Source organism: Vibrio ziniensis (assembly GCF_011064285.1).
GTDB classification, from domain to species: domain Bacteria; phylum Pseudomonadota; class Gammaproteobacteria; order Enterobacterales; family Vibrionaceae; genus Vibrio; species Vibrio ziniensis.
In genome coordinates this window covers 998,308-1,015,537 of the sequence record NZ_CP049332.1, presented here as the reverse complement: position 1 = coordinate 1,015,537, position 17,230 = coordinate 998,308, and the positions used below count along the sequence as shown (strand labels likewise).

The 17,230-nt window shown below is 41.6% G+C and carries 18 protein-coding genes; 8 read left to right on the top strand and 10 right to left on the bottom strand.

Annotation, left to right across the window (positions count from 1 at the left end; translation table 11 throughout):
* The first annotated feature begins 159 nt into the window (after positions 1-159).
* A complete protein-coding gene (locus tag G5S32_RS19460; protein WP_165313806.1) occupies positions 160-1,584 on the top strand; it encodes a methyl-accepting chemotaxis protein in 1,425 nt (474 codons plus the stop codon).
* A gap of 62 nt (positions 1,585-1,646) precedes the next feature.
* Here G5S32_RS19460 and galE read toward each other — a convergent pair whose 3' ends face one another.
* From galE to G5S32_RS19445, 3 genes are all read right to left on the bottom strand, one after another.
* Entirely contained in the window at positions 1,647-2,657 is a 1,011-nt protein-coding gene (galE, locus tag G5S32_RS19455) for a UDP-glucose 4-epimerase GalE (protein ID WP_165313805.1), read from the bottom strand.
* 291 nt (positions 2,658-2,948) lie between these two features.
* Positions 2,949-3,140, bottom strand: coding sequence for a diguanylate cyclase domain-containing protein (locus tag G5S32_RS21735; RefSeq protein ID WP_165313804.1), 192 nt, complete (start codon positions 3,138-3,140; stop codon positions 2,949-2,951).
* The gene (locus G5S32_RS19445; RefSeq protein WP_165313803.1) at positions 3,140-3,370 is read right to left on the bottom strand and encodes a hypothetical protein; all 231 of its coding nucleotides are present in this window, start codon (positions 3,368-3,370) and stop codon (positions 3,140-3,142) included. Before G5S32_RS19445 ends, G5S32_RS21735 begins: the two co-directional genes overlap by 1 nt.
* Positions 3,371-3,466: 96 nt before the next feature.
* On the opposite strand from G5S32_RS19445, the gene G5S32_RS19440 reads away from it, so the two are divergent.
* Positions 3,467-4,207 (top strand): 5-oxoprolinase subunit PxpA, encoded by a 741-nt coding sequence (locus tag G5S32_RS19440; protein ID WP_207621642.1) that lies wholly within the window; start codon positions 3,467-3,469, stop codon positions 4,205-4,207.
* Between the two features lie 65 nt (positions 4,208-4,272).
* On the opposite strand, the gene G5S32_RS19435 is transcribed toward G5S32_RS19440, so the two are convergent.
* The 3 genes from G5S32_RS19435 to G5S32_RS19425 all read right to left on the bottom strand — a co-directional run bounded on the left by G5S32_RS19435 (position 4,273) and on the right by G5S32_RS19425 (position 9,126).
* Positions 4,273-5,718, bottom strand: coding sequence for an FAD-dependent oxidoreductase (locus G5S32_RS19435; protein ID WP_425509211.1), 1,446 nt, complete (start codon positions 5,716-5,718; stop codon positions 4,273-4,275).
* Positions 5,719-6,016: 298 nt separating this feature from the next.
* Positions 6,017-8,452 carry an ABC transporter permease gene (locus G5S32_RS19430; protein ID WP_165313800.1) on the bottom strand — a complete coding sequence of 812 codons (2,436 nt, stop codon included), beginning with the start codon at positions 8,450-8,452 and terminating at the stop codon, positions 6,017-6,019.
* The gene (locus G5S32_RS19425; RefSeq protein ID WP_165313799.1) at positions 8,449-9,126 is read right to left on the bottom strand and encodes an ABC transporter ATP-binding protein; all 678 of its coding nucleotides are present in this window, start codon (positions 9,124-9,126) and stop codon (positions 8,449-8,451) included. Before G5S32_RS19425 ends, G5S32_RS19430 begins: the two co-directional genes overlap by 4 nt.
* Here G5S32_RS19425 and tesA point away from each other — a divergent pair.
* The 3 genes from tesA to G5S32_RS19410 all read left to right on the top strand — a co-directional run bounded on the left by tesA (position 9,125) and on the right by G5S32_RS19410 (position 12,902).
* Entirely contained in the window at positions 9,125-9,724 is a 600-nt protein-coding gene (tesA, locus tag G5S32_RS19420; RefSeq protein WP_165313798.1) for a multifunctional acyl-CoA thioesterase I/protease I/lysophospholipase L1, read from the top strand. The two genes, G5S32_RS19425 and tesA, sit on opposite strands and share 2 nt — an antisense overlap.
* Positions 9,725-9,835: 111 nt before the next feature.
* Positions 9,836-11,041: an enoyl-ACP reductase FabV gene (gene fabV / locus G5S32_RS19415; RefSeq protein ID WP_165313797.1), complete on the top strand. Its 1,206-nt coding sequence runs from the start codon at positions 9,836-9,838 to the stop codon at positions 11,039-11,041.
* 211 nt (positions 11,042-11,252) lie between these two features.
* On the top strand, positions 11,253-12,902 hold the full coding sequence (locus G5S32_RS19410) for an ABC-ATPase domain-containing protein (RefSeq protein WP_165314210.1): 1,650 nt from the start codon (positions 11,253-11,255) through the stop codon (positions 12,900-12,902).
* 63 nt (positions 12,903-12,965) lie between these two features.
* Here the strand turns inward: G5S32_RS19410 and G5S32_RS19405 are convergent, their stop codons facing one another.
* Positions 12,966-13,586 carry a DNA-J related domain-containing protein gene (locus G5S32_RS19405; RefSeq protein ID WP_165313796.1) on the bottom strand — a complete coding sequence of 207 codons (621 nt, stop codon included), beginning with the start codon at positions 13,584-13,586 and terminating at the stop codon, positions 12,966-12,968.
* Between the two features lie 235 nt (positions 13,587-13,821).
* Here G5S32_RS19405 and G5S32_RS19400 point away from each other — a divergent pair, with 235 nt between their 5' ends.
* On the top strand, positions 13,822-14,427 hold the full coding sequence (locus G5S32_RS19400; protein WP_165313795.1) for a DUF2238 domain-containing protein: 606 nt from the start codon (positions 13,822-13,824) through the stop codon (positions 14,425-14,427).
* On the opposite strand, the gene cutA is transcribed toward G5S32_RS19400, so the two are convergent.
* Positions 14,424-14,741: a divalent-cation tolerance protein CutA gene (gene cutA, locus G5S32_RS19395; protein WP_165313794.1), complete on the bottom strand. Its 318-nt coding sequence runs from the start codon at positions 14,739-14,741 to the stop codon at positions 14,424-14,426. The genes G5S32_RS19400 and cutA overlap by 4 nt on opposite strands.
* Positions 14,742-14,982: 241 nt before the next feature.
* On the opposite strand from cutA, the gene G5S32_RS19390 reads away from it, so the two are divergent.
* On the top strand, positions 14,983-15,171 hold the full coding sequence (locus G5S32_RS19390) for a transcription initiation factor TFIIIB (RefSeq protein WP_165314209.1): 189 nt from the start codon (positions 14,983-14,985) through the stop codon (positions 15,169-15,171).
* Positions 15,172-15,192: 21 nt separating this feature from the next.
* Here G5S32_RS19390 and G5S32_RS19385 read toward each other — a convergent pair whose 3' ends face one another.
* Both G5S32_RS19385 and G5S32_RS19380 read right to left on the bottom strand, forming a co-directional pair.
* Positions 15,193-15,849, bottom strand: a complete 657-nt coding sequence (locus G5S32_RS19385) for an HAD family hydrolase (RefSeq protein ID WP_165313793.1) — start codon at positions 15,847-15,849, stop codon at positions 15,193-15,195.
* A 157-nt stretch (positions 15,850-16,006) separates the two neighbouring features.
* Entirely contained in the window at positions 16,007-16,513 is a 507-nt protein-coding gene (locus tag G5S32_RS19380; protein WP_165313792.1) for a hypothetical protein, read from the bottom strand.
* 209 nt (positions 16,514-16,722) lie between these two features.
* Between G5S32_RS19380 and G5S32_RS19375 the strand changes: the two genes are divergently transcribed.
* Positions 16,723-17,202, top strand: coding sequence for a CreA family protein (locus G5S32_RS19375; RefSeq protein WP_165313791.1), 480 nt, complete (start codon positions 16,723-16,725; stop codon positions 17,200-17,202).
* The last annotated feature ends 28 nt before the right edge of the window (positions 17,203-17,230 follow it).

Genomic DNA, 17,230 nt, shown 5'->3' with positions numbered 1-17,230 from the left:
CGTATTTGCCCTTTTTTGTTCAATAATAAATGAATTGATCAATATCTCATTTTAGTAAATTTAATTTCAATTATTGCAAAAACAAATACGACACACAGCACACAAATAGTAGGATGCTTCTTACATCAGAATCACTATAAGTTGCTTTTCGGAGTACCAATGAAAGAAGTTCAGTTTCGAACAATAGATCGAATCTTCATCAAGATGTCTATTAACGATAAAATGTGGGTAATATTCGCACTATTTTTATTAGCAGTCGCAAGTCTATCTGGCGCTCGTTATTTCGATATGTTGAATAGTATTCAAACTCAATCAAAACTTGCTGTTGAATACAAGCTGCAAGGTATCGTCTCTCAATCAAACATCAATACGATTGCAGGCTTAGAGACTCGTTCATCTTTAAGCGCAACCCAGTATTATAATGGCGTTGTTACCGCTACAGCGAAAGCAGCAGATGGTAAGATATACTCGCTCACCAGCAATTTTGCGAAGCAAGAACAAAAGGCTCGAACGGACGCATTCAACACATTCTTACTTTCATTTTTGTGGGTGATTCCGTTCGCCATTTTCATCTATTGGGTAGCCACTTTTATCGGTGGCGCTCTGTGGGTGCTCTATACAACCACAAAGAAAATCGCAGATGGTGACTTAACTTCTCGTTTAGGATTCCACGCTGGCCGAGACGAATTCGGTACGATTGGTTGTGCTATGGACAATGCAATGGATACTTTAAGTGCCCTTGTAGTGGCTGTGAAAGAAAACTCCACAACCTTAAGCGAAACGTCAGCTTCTTTTGCGGACGAGATGAAGGAAAGTGAAACGCAAATTCAAAGACAGTATTCTTCTCTTGATTCTGTTGCGACCGCTATGGAAGAGATGACCGCATCTGCTAATGAGGTTTCAAATATTGCTTTAAAAGCAACGCAACAAACCGAGAGTGATTCCCAGCAAGTTAGAAGCAGTCATAACCGAGTTCAACAAGCTATCAATGAAATTGAACAGTTAACGGGTTACATAGCTCAAACTTCTTCGTCAGTGACCACGTTAAATGAAAACGCGATAAAGATTAACGATGTTATTACTACAATTAATGCGATTTCAGAGCAAACAAACTTACTTGCTCTGAACGCTGCAATTGAAGCAGCTCGTGCTGGTGAACAAGGTCGAGGCTTTGCCGTTGTTGCAGATGAGGTAAGAACTCTTGCAAGCCGCACTCAAGCTGCAACGGTAGAAATTCAATCTATGATTGGCAAGCTGCAAACTGAAACCCAAAATATTGCTAAAATTACTGATCAAACAGTTAGCCAAGCTCAAACCAGTAGTCAACTAGTGACGTCGATTGGTAGCGATGTAAACCAAATAGCAGAGTCTGCTCGTTTGATTAACGACCTTAGTGTGCAAATCGCAACGTCAGCTGAAGAACAAAGCTCTGTAGCGAATGATATTGCGTCAGAACTAAGCGACATTCGCAATCAATCAAACTCACTCCGTGGCGTTGCAGAGCAATCCTCAATTGGTATTCGCAACATTGCCCAAGCGACACGTAACCTAGTTGAAACGTTAAGCCGATACAGGACGAATTGATTAGACAAACTAGTAAAAAAGCGGCTTAATTAGCCGCTTTTTATTTGCTCATCTAATTATACCTATGGATAACCTTGTGGATTATTTGCTTGCCAACGCCAAGTATCCTGAGTCATTTCTTCTAACGTACGAGAGGCTTTCCAGCCCAGTTCTTTTTCTGCTTTCGCTGGATCAGCCCAACACTCAGCAATGTCACCAGGGCGTCTTTCCACTAACTTATATGGAACTTGCTTATTCGAAGCTTGTTCAAATGCTTTAACCATTTCCAACACACTATAACCGGTGCCTGTACCTAAGTTATAAACATGTAAGCCAGATTTCTGCCCTACTTTCTGTAGTGCCGCGATATGTCCATCCGCTAGATCCATCACGTGAATATAATCACGTACACCTGTACCATCTTTAGTCGGATAATCACTGCCAAACACTGAAAGAAACTCCCTACGACCGACTGCAACTTGGGAAACAAATGGCATTAAGTTGTTTGGGATACCTTGCGGGTCTTCACCCAACTCACCTGAAGGATGAGAACCTACCGGATTAAAGTAGCGAAGCAGAGTTATGCTCCAGTCTGGGTTAGCGTTCTGAAAATCTGTCAGACACTCTTCAACCATTAATTTGCTACGGCCATAAGGGTTAGTTGCACTAGTAGGAAAATCTTCTGTGATTGGTACAGAAGCAGGGTCACCATAGACTGTTGCAGATGAGCTAAATACAATCGACTTAACACCTGCCTCACGCATCGCAGCAACTAGAACTAAAGTCCCATTAACATTGTTGTCGTAATATTCCAGAGGCTTTTGAACCGATTCGCCTACTGCTTTTAAACCTGCAAAGTGAATAACAGCATCGATTTTGTGCTTAGTCAGTAGTTCAACCATCAGAGCTTTGTCGCGAATATCTCCCTCTACAAACTCAGGTCTAACGCCAACCACTTTCTCTATACGATCAAGTACTGTTGATTTACTGTTGTATAAGTTATCCAAGATTACAGGAGTCATACCTGCATGAATCATCTGGATGCATGTATGGCTACCTATATAACCCATGCCACCAGTTACTAATACGTTCATTATTCTCTCCATAAAGCAGTTGAACACCGCTTACCTAACCGTTTACTACATCTGTTGTTGCTAGAACTATTTCTTAAATTAATTCTGATGTGAGAACAAAGCTCTATGAGAGCGAAGCGCCCCATGCCAATTTTTGGCCTTATACATGGCATTCTATGCAACTTTAATCATTGCATCTAAGTTATCTTCATTGATATCTAGAATAGTATACGCCAATGCTTGCCCCAACATTGACACAATGCTGTTTATATTGAATATCTTGTCCAATCGTTTTGATCTACCTTTGTGAGATTAACAGCACACACTGTCTATCACTCGGTTGATCACGATAACAAACCCGTCGCCTGATAATCGTGCCACTATATCTTGTTGGTGCACCAGAGAAAGTAATCGTTCAGATGCCGGCTTCCGAGCCTCATCAGCGTCGGAGTGACCGAATACAAAATAGGCGAAACAGAAGCTTATTTTCCGTAATGATATCATTAAGTAACGGATGATGGGGTGTCCGTTAGCCTCCGAGCTGATTTAGTGGCCGTTTCCATCTCTACATTCAACATTGAAAGCTCTTCTAATGAAAGACTCATAAGATTCTCAAAAATGTTGTCGTCGTATCCTATTGATGACATAACCACTAACGTAACATTAATACACGTCGCTTTTCCTTCACGATCTCTTCCGAGTATACAGATATTCAGTTGCTGTAAGTTACTCACGCCAAACCTTGCAACAAACGATGAGCTATGTCGTTGTTCATCTATAATTAATTCTGTATTTTATAATAAGTTAAATACTAAGGAACGATGATTCACGTGAAGAAACGGACTATCACGCTTAACTGCGACATGGGCGAAAGTTTTGGTCATTGGAGTATGGGCAACGATGAACTTGTTATGCCCTGGGTTGATATGGCAAACATTGCCTGCGGCTTTCATGCATCAGATCCTCATGTTATGAGTCGCACGATTGATTTCGCTATTCAGCATGATGTTCAGATCGGTGCACATCCCGGCTACCCTGATTTGCAAGGTTTCGGCCGACGTTCGATGTCGTTTACTGAGGAGGAAATCTGCGAAATACTGATCTATCAAATTGGGGCACTGAAAGCTCTGTGCGAAAGTAAAAACACAGACGTCAGTTATGTGAAACCTCATGGTGCTTTATATAACGATATGATGGCAAATGAAGACGTTTTTCGAGCGGTTGCCGATGCCGTTTCCTGTTTCAACATTCCATTAATGATATTGGCATCCGGTAACAATCAGCGTTATTTGGATATTGCGGATAACTACGATGTTCCTCTGCTGTTTGAAGCATTTGCAGACCGAACCTATTTAGCTAATGGACAGTTAACACCTCGTTCTATGCCAAACGCAGTGTTAACCAGTGAAGATACTATCTTGAGTCAAATTAAACAAATTGCTGAATATGGTAGAGTTAGTACTTCTGATGGTGTGATCATTCCAATAGAAGCCGATACGATTTGTGTTCACGGTGACAATGATGCGGCGATTGAACTGATCGCCAAAATTCGCGCTCAGTTAGATGCCTAACCAGCCCAAACTAAGTTCATAGAGAAAGCCCCAGAATCTCTTTCAGAAACTGAGGCTTTTCATTGCTATTTCATGCCAACAAACTTAGCCAAAGCCTGTGGATAACCACGTTCTTGAGCTAACTGCTTCGCTCGATATTCAATATCACTTGCGGTAAGAGACATACTGATAGGATGCTGTTCCTCAATAGAATACCCAGTTTGCATATCTGTCAGATGCCAAGTAGATGCAATCTTTCTTACGGCTTCCAACGCTGATGAGCCTTTGACTACTTCCATTCGCGCATAGTTATTGTCTTCAAATGTCACGTCTGCAGCTCGCAACGTGGCGTCATAACCAGGAATTTGTTGAGCACCATACAAAGGCTTTCCACCCACCTTCGCACCTTTAAATTCCGGCATATACTGACTGATATGAGCAATGGCTTTTTGTGTTCTCTCATTTAGCGCATCACTCTGCCAACCTTCGAGAATCTTTTGTTCTAGGTACTTAGGGAGGACAGGTTGAGAAGAATTTTCCGCAGATATAACTAAGCCATCTTTAAACAAAGTGATATCTTCAGTCATACCATGTAGTTGGAAAACACCGTCAGCATAAGGTGTAAACTGAGCCATTCCTTTTGGTGTACCACGTTCGCCATGAAAGACGACTTCAGGCCATTCGTGTTGACACTCAGGCCAGTGAGTCACGTAGGCGGCTTTAAACTCTACCATGCGCTTACGTTGATAGTGAGCCATGTCATCGACTTTACCTGTTTCGTAACCACAAGCATTAATCAAATAGTCAATTTCGATTTGGTGGCGTTTGCCCACAATATCGACATATATAAGCTGCCAACATTGCTCAACGAACTCAGCACTCACTAAGGTTGCGTGAGTCATTACCTGACAATTTTTCATCGAACCTAACGCCAGTTCTGCACTCGCAGCGAGCCTGAAAACACTCCATCCATACTCCTGAACAACGACAACCGGATACTTGATGGAATCTAAATCAGCATATTTAGCAAAAGGAATTAACCACTCTTCGCTTGTTACTGGCTCTTTTGGCTGAGCTAACAGAGAAAGCTGTTCTAGCTGCTCTCTCTGATAGAGAGAATAGTATTGCCTCGGTTCACCCATGATTTGGTTTCGAGGATCTTCATCAACCAACTGTTGATAACAAGCCTGTATCTTTTCCAAACGAGGAATGATGTCATGTGGCTCACCTGAATCGGTATCAGGAATGGCAATCACTGTAGGACGTTTGTTCAAAGTATGTGGATAAAGACGTATCGTTTCAACCGATTGACGTAATAACTCAATACACTGCTGTTCTGAAATTTCTCTGTATAAATTGCCACCAGCGTGGAGATGGCAAATTGGCGGGCCATTAACAAGGCTAGGCCCTTTTTCCAGAAGGAGCACATTAATGCCGAGTTCACCCAAGTGAACGGCTGCTGTTGCTCCTGCCACTCCGCCACCAATGATGGCAACACGAGGCGACGGAAAGTTTTGAGTATTCTGTGACATTTCGCTACCGATAGTCATTCAAACTGAACCCATTCTAAAGCTTATAAAACGTTATTAAAATCACATTTTTTACGCGGCTATAGATCGACTGAATGAAAGTTGCAATACAAAAAAATCAAATAAATCTCTTGACTCACTATCTCGTGATCGGTGTTTTTTTAACCTTGTGCATAACGAACTGTCTGCGGTCTTCGGTTCTACGGGGCTAACAACGTAATACATAGTATAAGCGAGTTGAGTTATCCCAGCATTTATCCACTGTTTTTGTGGATAACTCTCTCACTTACTCAAGGAATCACTAATTAAATGCTTTATTTATAGGAACTAACAAACGTCTAATCAAACTATTCACTACAGCGGCTAATGTGCAAAAAGTGATGATTGGTAGCACCAACCACATATTCAAATGCAACGATGGTGACAATTGAAAACCAAATTTCATGACACTCGCAACCACTACATCCGCGCTAAGAGCAGCAACCATTCCTGCAACCAAAGCCATTAAGCCAAATTCAGACCATATCGTCTGTGTCACTCTACGACGACTTGCTCCTAATGTTCTATAAAGCCTAATTTCTTGCTGACGTTGACTCAAACTCAAGCGTAATAGCGTAAAAATCAGGAGTATACCAGAAATTACGCCCATTAAAGCAAGAACCGTTATCGACCAGACTATTTGAGTCAGCAAATCCTGAATTTTCGCTCCCATAGCCCGAATATCCATCAAACTTACCGTTGGATGGTTACGAGAAAGTTCAGTCAGTATTCCGTCATGTTGCTGTTCAATTCTGAAGCTGACTAGCCACGAACTTGGGATATCTTTCAATAAATCAGGGGTAAAAATAAAGTAGAAGTTAGGTTTCATCGCTCGCCATTCAACGTGACGAACCGTGTTTACGGTTGCTTCTATCGATTGGCTGTTGATAACAAAAGTCAGCTTATCTCCAATTTTCAGACCAAGATCTTCCGCAACGTCTTGTTCTACAGACACACCGTTAGAATGCTTCCACTCTCCAGCGATTAAATCGTTGTAAGTCGGTAGGGTGTCACTCCATGTAAAGTTAAGTTCGCGTCTTAATGCGTCACTGCGCCCTTCTCCATGTGCATAAGTTTTAGCTTCAACATCATTTATTTGTGTTAAACGCCCACGAATAATTGGATACGCTTCTGAACGTTCAATATTGGCTTTGTCCAGCGTTGCCAAGTAGACATCTTTTTCATATGTCGCAATGTTGAATGCAAAGGCGTTAGCTGCGTTTGCAGGAAGAGTCTTCTGCCAGTCTGAAAGCAAATCTGTGCGAACTAACCACATTACAGCGAGCAGCATCAATGACAGTGATAAGGCGCCAAACTGAATACCTGTGGCAACCGATGAACGGTTAATTCGGCTCAGAGCAAGCTTCATAGATGTATTAAGTGGCAGCTTTGCCAGTGAGCGCGTCACCACCACGCTGATCACTGCAAGAATCAAAAACAGTACTGAAATGCCAGCAAACACTATCCACACTAATTTGTTTTGCCAATAGACAGTGAGCATTGGTACTAGAGGCACAAGAATTAATACGATATTCCAACGCATTCGGTTCTGCTTTCGACTCTCTTGCATAACACTAGCCGCATTGACATTTAGCAGATGACCAAGCGGGATACCTAAAGCAGGGACCGCAATCAGGATACTTGATGTAAGTGCAACCAGAGCAGGTTTTAAACCGTAGCTCGGTAGAGGCGTAGGTAACAAATCGACTAATGGAACTCTGAGCAGATATTCCAGCCCCATACCAATAAAAATACCGCTAACGGCTGCAAATCCAAGTAGCAGAGCAACCTGAATAGCCAACCATCGCCCAACCCATCGTTTACTTGCACCCAAACTTTTAAGCATTGCTATAGTGCGCTGACGTGTTGAAACATAGTGCTGGCAAGTCAGTACCAAAGTAGTGGCAGCCATGATGATGACGATAGCAACCGTTAAAGATAAATATTGCTGAGTCCTTTCAAATACCTCGTTGGTTCTACTGCCGCTATCTTGATCTCTCCAACGTTCACTCGGCGTTAGTGTAATAGCGTTCTTCAATTTTTCTATCGTGGGTTCTTCAGCATTAATGAACAACTGATATTGCACTCGGCTACCGATTTGAATCGCGCCCGTGCGTTCTACATCAGACAGATGAATAAACACCGAAGGCATTTGTTGAAAGGGATTAAAGCTTAAACCCGGTTCTTGTAGCACTCGCCCTGATACCATAAAGTCAGCATCACCGATAGTGACATTGTCACCTATATTAACATTGAGCTCGTTGAAAATTCTCTCATCAAGCCACAGCTGATTTGGTTCAATTTGATGTGTAACAGTTTGACCGTCCGACAATTCGAGTTCGCCACGCAAAGGGTATTGACTATCAACAGCCTTAACAGTCACTAACTTCATACCGTTGTCACTAAATGCCATGGTTGAAAAGCGAGTCATCGTTGATGTTGGCAATTTATCTTTCTGCGTCAGCACTAGCAACGGCGTTGGTAACGGGTTTGCCGATACGAAAACGCTGTCTGCTGTTAGGGCATCTTTACCCTGCTTAACAATCACCTGCTCCATTCGATCTGCCAATGCCGTTAGCGCAAAAACACAAGCAATAATTAAGGTTAGAGCAATCGAAATTGGCCAAAGTTGTCCATGGCGTATTTCACTAAAACTCCATCGTAATAAGCGTTTATTGAGTGATGGAGCAACAGTCATACTCTTTCCTCCAACATGCCAGCGGCCATATGAAAACGTCTTTGACATCTTGCCGCGAGTACAGGGTCATGGGTTACTAAAACCAATGTCGTTCCGTGTTGAGAGTTGAGCTCAAAAAGTAAATCGATCACTTTTGCTGCGGTTTCTTGATCAAGATTTCCTGTAGGTTCATCGGCAAATAGCACTTGCGGTCCAATCATAAATGCTCGCGCTAAAGCGACACGCTGCTGTTCCCCACCAGACAGCTGACTTGGTGAATGATGAATTCGATGCTCCAAACCAACCGACCTTAACAGTGCTTCAGCCCGCTGCTTGTCTTCAGGTTCACCTTTTAATAGACACGGTAAAGTGACGTTTTCTAACGCGGATAAACTTGGAATTAGTAAGAAACTTTGAAACACAAACCCCACAGATTGACTTCGAATAGCTGCTCTCGCCTCATCATCTAACTCAGTCAGTGATTTGCCCAAAAGATGAACTTCTCCACTGGTTGGCGTGTCCAAACCGGCAAGAAGTGTCATCAAGGTAGATTTGCCAGCTCCGGATGTTCCTACGATAGCGACACTTTCACCTTGGTGAATATCAAGATTCACTTCTTTGAGGATTGTTAATTGCTCCTGATTGGTGGAGACTACTTTTGATAAAGATTGAGCTGAAATAACGGATGATTGCATGACTAGACTACTTTCCTTGCTTCTTGTTGTACTTTTCTCGGCCAACGCTAGTAGTAACACACTCTTAGTGTTGGGTGATAGTTTGAGCGCCGGCTATAACATGTCCATTGAACAAGCTTGGCCTAATTTGCTTGGGGATGCTTTAAAAAACAAAGGTAAATCTGTAACAGTAATTAACGGAAGTATCTCTGGTGATACGACAGGCAACGGCCTTTCACGCTTACCTTCTTTGTTAAAACAACACAATCCTGACTCCGTTTTAATTGAACTTGGTGCTAATGATGGTCTACGCGGATTTCCTCCACAACTGGTTGAAAACAACCTGAAAACGATGATCGACACCATACAGGCACAAAATAGCCAAGTCATTCTGATGCAAATTCGCATTCCGCCAAATTACGGGAAACGTTATAGCGAAGCGTTTTCACAACTTTATCCAACCATCGCCAGTGAAAAATCGGTTCCTCTTATTCCCTTTTTCCTAGAACAGGTCATTGTCAAACCAGAATGGATGATGCAAGACGGGCTTCACCCAAAACCTGATGCTCAACCTTGGATAGCGGACTTTATGGCAGAACAGTTAGAACCTTTGCTTTAAAGCATTTCCTACATTATGACTAAAAATATGTAGGTCTGTTGCCTCAGCTCAATAAACTTTACTTAGCTTTACGATATTGTTACTGCCCCCTAGCACCAAAAGGTACCAATAATGCTCATAGAACCCGTAATACAGGGTGTGGTTGCACGTACCGCACACCCTTTCGGTTGCGAACAAGCCATTTTAAAACAAATTCAATACGTTAAATCAGCAAAACCAATTGAACACGGCCCCAAACGTGTTTTGATTCTTGGCTCATCATCCGGCTTTGGGTTAGCTGCACGTATCGCATTAACATTCGGCGGAGCAAACGCAGATACTATCGGCGTTTCTATGGAACGAGGTCCATCTGAAAAAGGTGTAGGCAGCGCTGGTTACTACAACAACCATTTCTTTAAGAAACACGCAGAAAAAAATGGCAATGTTGCCGTGAATATTGATGGCGATGTGTTTTCTAAAGAAATTCGCGAGCAAGTGATCGAAGCGATCGAAACCTACTTCGAAGGTGAAGTAGATCTGGTCGTATACAGCATTGCAAGCGGCATGAGACGTAAAGGCGACAGCAACGAGTTTTGGCGTTCAGCTATTAAGCCTATCGGCGAAGCTGTATCAGGATCCACTATCCTTCTCGAAAACGATAGCTGGGTAAACAGTACGCTTGAACCTGCAACGGACGAAGAAATCACCAGCACTATCAAAGTAATGGGCGGTGAAGATTGGGAAAACTGGATTGACACTCTGATCAATGCTGATTCTATCGCTGAAGGCTGTAAAACTGTGGCTTTCTCGTACATAGGTCCTGAAATCACACATCCTATCTATCTAGATGGCACTCTGGGTTACGCAAAAGTAGATCTTCACCAGACTAGCCATTCGCTTAACCTGAAATTGGCAAATTACAATGGCGGCGCATACGCCTCTGTATGTAAAGCTTTGGTAACCAAAGCGAGCGTATTTATTCCAGGGTTAAGCCCATACATTTTGGCGCTTTATCAAGTGATGAAAGAAAAAGGCACGCATGAAGGATGCATTGAGCAAATGCAGCGTTTATTCAGCGAGAAACTCTATCTAGGAGAAGACGTTACTACACCTGTAGATAATGAACGCCTAATTCGCCTGGATGACTTAGAACTAAATGAAGAGACTCAAGCGAAAGTGTCATTACTTCTAAAAGAAATGAACGAATCCAATTTCAAGCAGTTGGGTGATTACCACGGATTCAAACAAGAGTTCCTAAATTTGAACGGCTTTGGTTTTGAAGATATCGACTATTCCAAACAGGTTGATCTCACACAATTCGTCACTGAAGATAATTGATAATAGAAGTCGGAACTTAAAGGACATTCGTCTTTAAGCCACTAGCAGACAGACTGTCTGTGTTGACAAATACCCTACTCCCACTAAAACTGTACTCCTAAATAGAGTACAGTTTTTGTTTATCCCACAAGGATTAAGCAACACATGGCTTTACTCCCTTGATAGGGCTACCTATAATCGCCCCCTTTTTATTATTCCAAGAGCAGTCGTGATGGACGTATTAACAGCAAAACTGAAAAAACTCGAGAAGCAGAATTATCGCGCATATCAGCAAATCAAAGGCGAATATGACTTCGGTGATTACAATCTGTATATCGATTATGTTCAGTCAGATCCATTCGCGTCTGCTTCACGCTTACGCGCAACAAGAGCCTGGTCACTAACTGGTCTAGCATGGCTGAAAGACAAGTCTGCTGCCTATCAAATGGCAGCGAGAGACTTTATCGCACGATCATTTGCCGAGTTTGCTAAGCAGGAAAACTCTGTGACTATCCACGTTACCGGTCAAACTGTTATGGATAGTACTTCGGTACTATTTACTGAGCACGGTATTGAACTACGTTTTCGTATGTCACTCCCAGCTGAAGGCCGCGACATTCTAGCTAAAAAAGCATTGAACACACTGACTTTTCATATGCCTAAGTTCATTCGTAAAGCAACCAATTCACGTGAACTAGATATGGAAGCACTTGCTCAGCACTGTGAAATCGTCGAAGACCAAGAAGCATTGCGTGCACAGCTTTCAGACAAAAATTTAGTAGCATTCATCGCAAATGGTAGCGTATTGCCACGTATCGCAGGTAACTGCGATCTACCCATGAAAGATGCCGTAGAATTCCAGTCACCTAAAGAACTGGAAACCACCATGGTTGCACCGAATAAAGGAGAGATTCGCGGTCTTGGTATTCCTAAAGGGATCACTTTAATAGTTGGTGGCGGTTTTCATGGTAAATCCACATTGCTTACAGCGATAGAGCGTTCGATCTACAACCATATTCCAGGCGATGGCCGTGAAGGGATTGTCTCAGACTACAATTCTATGAAAATTCGCGCCGAAGATGGACGCTGTGTTCATAACCTTAATCTCGCAAACTACATCAACCATCTACCATTAGGCAGAGACACCCGTGATTTCAGCACTCAAGATGCATCCGGTTCAACCTCTCAAGCGGCATGGCTTCAAGAATCAATTGAAGCAGGCGTAACAACTCTGCTTATAGATGAAGATACATCAGCAACAAACTTTATGATTCGTGACGAACGTATGCAAGCACTGGTCAGCAAAGGAGATGAGCCAATTACACCTTTAGTTGATCGTATTGGACAACTACGCGATGAAATGGGTATCTCAAGTTTAGTGGTTATGGGAGGTTCAGGTGATTATCTGGATGTCGCAGACACCGTGATTCAAATGCATGATTTCCAAGCTATCGATGTAACAGAGAAAGCGCAGCAAGTTATTGTTCTTCACCCTACTGAGCGCAAAAATGAATGTGAAACGCCACTGGAGACCATTACTCCTCGCTCATTAAATTGCATGGCTCTACAAGCAATACTGGCAGAGGGTAAGTTTCGAGTTTCAGCAAAAGGCACCGATTCACTGCGTTTTGGTAAAGAGTTTACAGAGTTATCAGCCTTAGAGCAGATTGAGTCACCGTCTGAAATCAATGCTATCGGCTGGCTGTGGTTCCAACTGGCACAAACACCAGGATGGTCAAAGAATCCAGCGCAAGATTTAGTAGCAATGCTTGGAGATAATTGGCATGAGAATATGCCAAACCATGGCGACCTTGCTAAACCACGAGTCTTAGATACGATGGCAGCTCTTAACCGTTTCCGTAAAGCTAAGTTCAGGAACTGATAGTTCATTACGCTTCAAACAAAAACAGCGCGATAACCGCGCTGTTTTTTCATCTTACGTTTCTTAAGCTTCTTGGCGAAGGATATTCCATGCTTCACATAGAATCCTAAACTTCTCAGCATTTCCGTTATCGCGGTCAGGGTGCCATCTTAGCGCTAGCTTTCGCCATGTTTTACGAATCTCAAAATGCGTGGCATTGTCATTCAACTCAAACAATCTAAGTGCTTGCTGTCGATTGAGATCTTTACTACTGCCACCCACAAACTTGCGATAACGAGTCCAGAACTCATTGAGCAAGCGCTTCACTTCCCCTTCACTCGCTTCGTAATGTTCCCACTGACAATAATACTCACGTAATGGATCGTCTACATCAATATAGTGTGAAGCATTACGAAACATGGGCATCAGGATGATATCCATCGCTTCGACCTGGAGCCATTGCTTCGGATACAATGTCTCTTGCAACTGGTAGAGCGCATTCATAATGAGAAAGTTTCGTTTGAATAGATCTTTCTCTGGTGCTTCATCTAAAGTGGGCATCAACTCTAGTTCAATTAAATGCGCGGCTAGCTTATGAACTTTCCAACCTGACGGTTGACGTTTCAACACTTCCAAAATTGGCCACAATAAAGGATTTTCAACATAGTTTTGAAACGTTGCGGACAATTGCTGTGCTTCAGTCATATAGTTTCTCTCAATCTTCCCTTCTTTTATTCAAAGCCATGTGTTCCTTTTTGTCGAGTAAGATTAGAACGAAACTATTAAGGCTTTGACCTTTATTCAATTTTTACCACTAGCGACAAGTAAAATTATAAATGAGTGTAAGATTATTCTATTCAATTTTTCACAAAACTTAATTGAACACTGTTTCTAATGATGTAAACATACTCATGAAAAATGAGTAAAGGATTGATGATTTATGAATCTACCTAAAAGCCTATCAGTTTTGAGTGTGGCGTATTCTGGCGTCTTTGTTTTTTCAGCCATATGTCCATCTTCTAGAGCTGTCTGGATAGCTGAAATTATTCCAGCTCTATTGATACTTATGATTGTATGGTGGGTGTCAATCAAACAAACGCTGAGTACAACGTCATACGTGCTGTTCTTTATCTGGCTGACGCTTCACACTGTCGGAGCAAAATATACTTTCGCCGAGGTTCCATTTGATTGGTTTAACCAGTTAATTGCTTCAGATCGTAATAATTTTGACCGTGTCGCTCACTTTTCTATTGGGTTATACGCTTACCCCATTGCTGAACTACTTATCCGAAAACGACTGGCGAAACCTTGGCTAGCCGCAAGCTATGCACTTTTTTGTATTATGAGTATTGCTGCTGGCTATGAAATAGTTGAATGGTGGTATGCGGACCTTGCGGGCGGTGACGAAGGTATAGCATTTTTGGGCTCGCAAGGCGATATCTGGGACGCGCAAAAAGACATGCTTTGCGATACCTTAGGTGCGTTGGCTTCACTCACTTTGCTTAATGTACAACGTCGCATCAACCCCCAACGATTCCATTCCTAAAGCGTATTGGCTTCAATCCATTTTAAATAGGGATTGAAGCCGTCAGTTATCGGCACCTGAACAAGCTGTGGGACTTCATAGTTATGAATTTGTTCAATCACTCCCTCGATTTGGGAAAATAAATGGGCTTGTGTTTTTATCACTAGAAGTATCTCTTCATCATTACACACTTCCCCTTCCCAGATGTAATGGCTATTAATCGGTAATGTTTGAATACAGGCTGCCAACTGATTTGATAGTAAATTACGAATCAATTGCTGGGTAACTTCTTGACTGTTTGTTGTGGTTAAAACAATACAAAATTTATCATTCATTTATTCGACTCCACTTAAATATTTTTCTTTTCGTTTTCATAAGTTTCTATCAAAATCACTATCTACGTTAATAAAGGCTCTACCATCAATAAGCTCAATTCATAGATTTATGAAATGAATCTCAAAAAATGAAAGAATAGTGTAATTATAACAATCACCGACCGACATTCCGTTTATTCTGAACATAAATAAAGCAATAGCTAATACTACATAATAAAAAACAGTTTAAAGAGAATGTGTGATGAATATGATCGAGTGTTGCCCTCTATGCCAAGGCGATGAGTTTCTGATATCCGAAAGTGGCGAAAAGTTTGTTTGTGGGAAATGTGGATTCCAAACTCTGGAACTGAGCAACGTCATTCCAACCATTTTATCTGCGAATACAGTGTTAACCCCATACATCCATGTGTCAGAGAATACACTTCATTAGTTTAGCAAATTGAAATCAGAGTTAAGATAAATAGAGCGCCAACTGTTCTAAACTATCTAGCACCGTTACGTTAGGATCAGAGACTCGGTTTTGCCAAGTTAAAGGCGTTATTTGAAATGTACTCACTCCAGCATTGAGTCCCGCTTTTATTCCTTTCTCAGTATCATCCACATACACACATTCATCAAGCATAAAGCCCATATTCATAGCGCAATAACGAATAAGATCTGGCTCGGGCTTCCAGCTATTTGCTTCAAACGCTGAGAAAATTTTGCCTTGAAAATAGCTATACAACCCTGCTGATTTTAGAACAAGTTCTATTCGCTCTTTGGGAGCATTCGACGTAACACAAAATTCCGTTTCTGTTTCACGTAGCCAATCTAAAAGCTCAACAGCTCCTCTCATTGGCATCAGTTTCTGTGAAAAAAGAGGCTCCAGTACTTCCCGATATCTTTGTTCTAAAACATCAACATCTGCTGTTTTTTCGGCAAGTTGCAAAGTTGAGTGCATGATGTCGGCTATTTTCCCACCTTCAAAGTTATCAATGATATCTTCAATAGATAGATCCGCCCCTATTTCATGAAACACCTGTACTAAGGCTTCACAACACAAACGCTCACTATCGACTAATGTACCTTCGCAATCAAAAATAACGCAGTTCGTCTTTTTGCCAACCATAATATTTCTCCTTTCCTTGCAGTTTAAATACAAAATAAAGAGGAAAAATGATTCAGTTAACAATTTGAAATGAGCTTATGGAGCAATGTTCATAATTTGTAGCATTGTCACTGTTTAAATCAACGCAGAAATTTCTTACTGCATTCCCTGATTTTTATTACAACTCAATATAGAACGATCCTGCAAACTCATTACTTTTTAACCATTTATTGGTTACAGCTTGCGCGAATTGCTCGTTGGAACCGTAGCTTGGATCTTTAATTACAATGTCCGAAACCAATAATTCATTTTCAAAGTGTGTTACTAACGCAGCGGCGACTGGCTCAGATTGGTTGAAACCGACATAAAGATAACAAGGTTCGGAGAAAATAATCTGAGTAAAAAACTCTAATAGATAATGTTTCTCCTGTTCATTACACCCACGAGAAGCTTGAAGTAGTGAAAACATGACGGTCAAACGATGGAAATCAACCAGATATATGTCATCCGAATTAATGCCTATTCCTTCAATATTTCTAGCCATCGGTGTAATCTTGCTACTTTCACAAATCGCTTGGTAGATAGCTCGCCCTTTTAAACTTTCTGGCGTAGGAAACTCGACTTCTACTTGATCGAACAACCACTGGTTTTTAACTTTTACGACGCTTAGATAGGAATCTGTCATGTAATTTTCTTCTATTGAAGTGCTTACGCTAATGCTTTGTTTAGCCGTAATGAATAAGCGAAGGATACTTAGCTAGAACCAATCTAACAAGTCTTGATGTCTCATCTAATAGATCTTTCTGCGTTTGTAGTCAGAGATTTGCTTCTGTATCTGCTTTCAAGTTGGTATATGATGGGCATAGTTTTGAACGAAACGCCATAGGAAGAAAAATGAGAAAATTACTTTTGGCGGTAGGTCTTTCTACGCTGCTAATCGGTTGTTCAGATAACGAAGTTGGTGATGTGTCACTGGGTGTTTTTACTCTTAAAGACATTAAAATAACTTCGCTTCATGATGACAAAATTGAAGGTGTTACCTGCCATATTGCTTCCATAGAAGCAAATTTGAGCCTTTCAGACCCTAGTGATAGTTCTATCTCATGTAGACAGACAGGTGACATTACGCCAGAGATGATTGCGGCGATTGATAAGAGTAAATCTGGTGAGGTTGTTTTCAAACAATCAAAGAGTATCTTTTTCAAAACCATGAAAGTAAGACGTATTTTTGATCCTGAAAACCAAACTCTTCTTTATTTGTCATATACAACTAAAGAAACTGACGGCAGTTTCAAACACAGCTTGTCGACAGTGCCACTATGGGGAACAAAAGCATATAACGCATTCCAATCGAACCAAGTTGCAGACCAGTAGAGCTAAGCCACACGAGAAATGGTTCCAA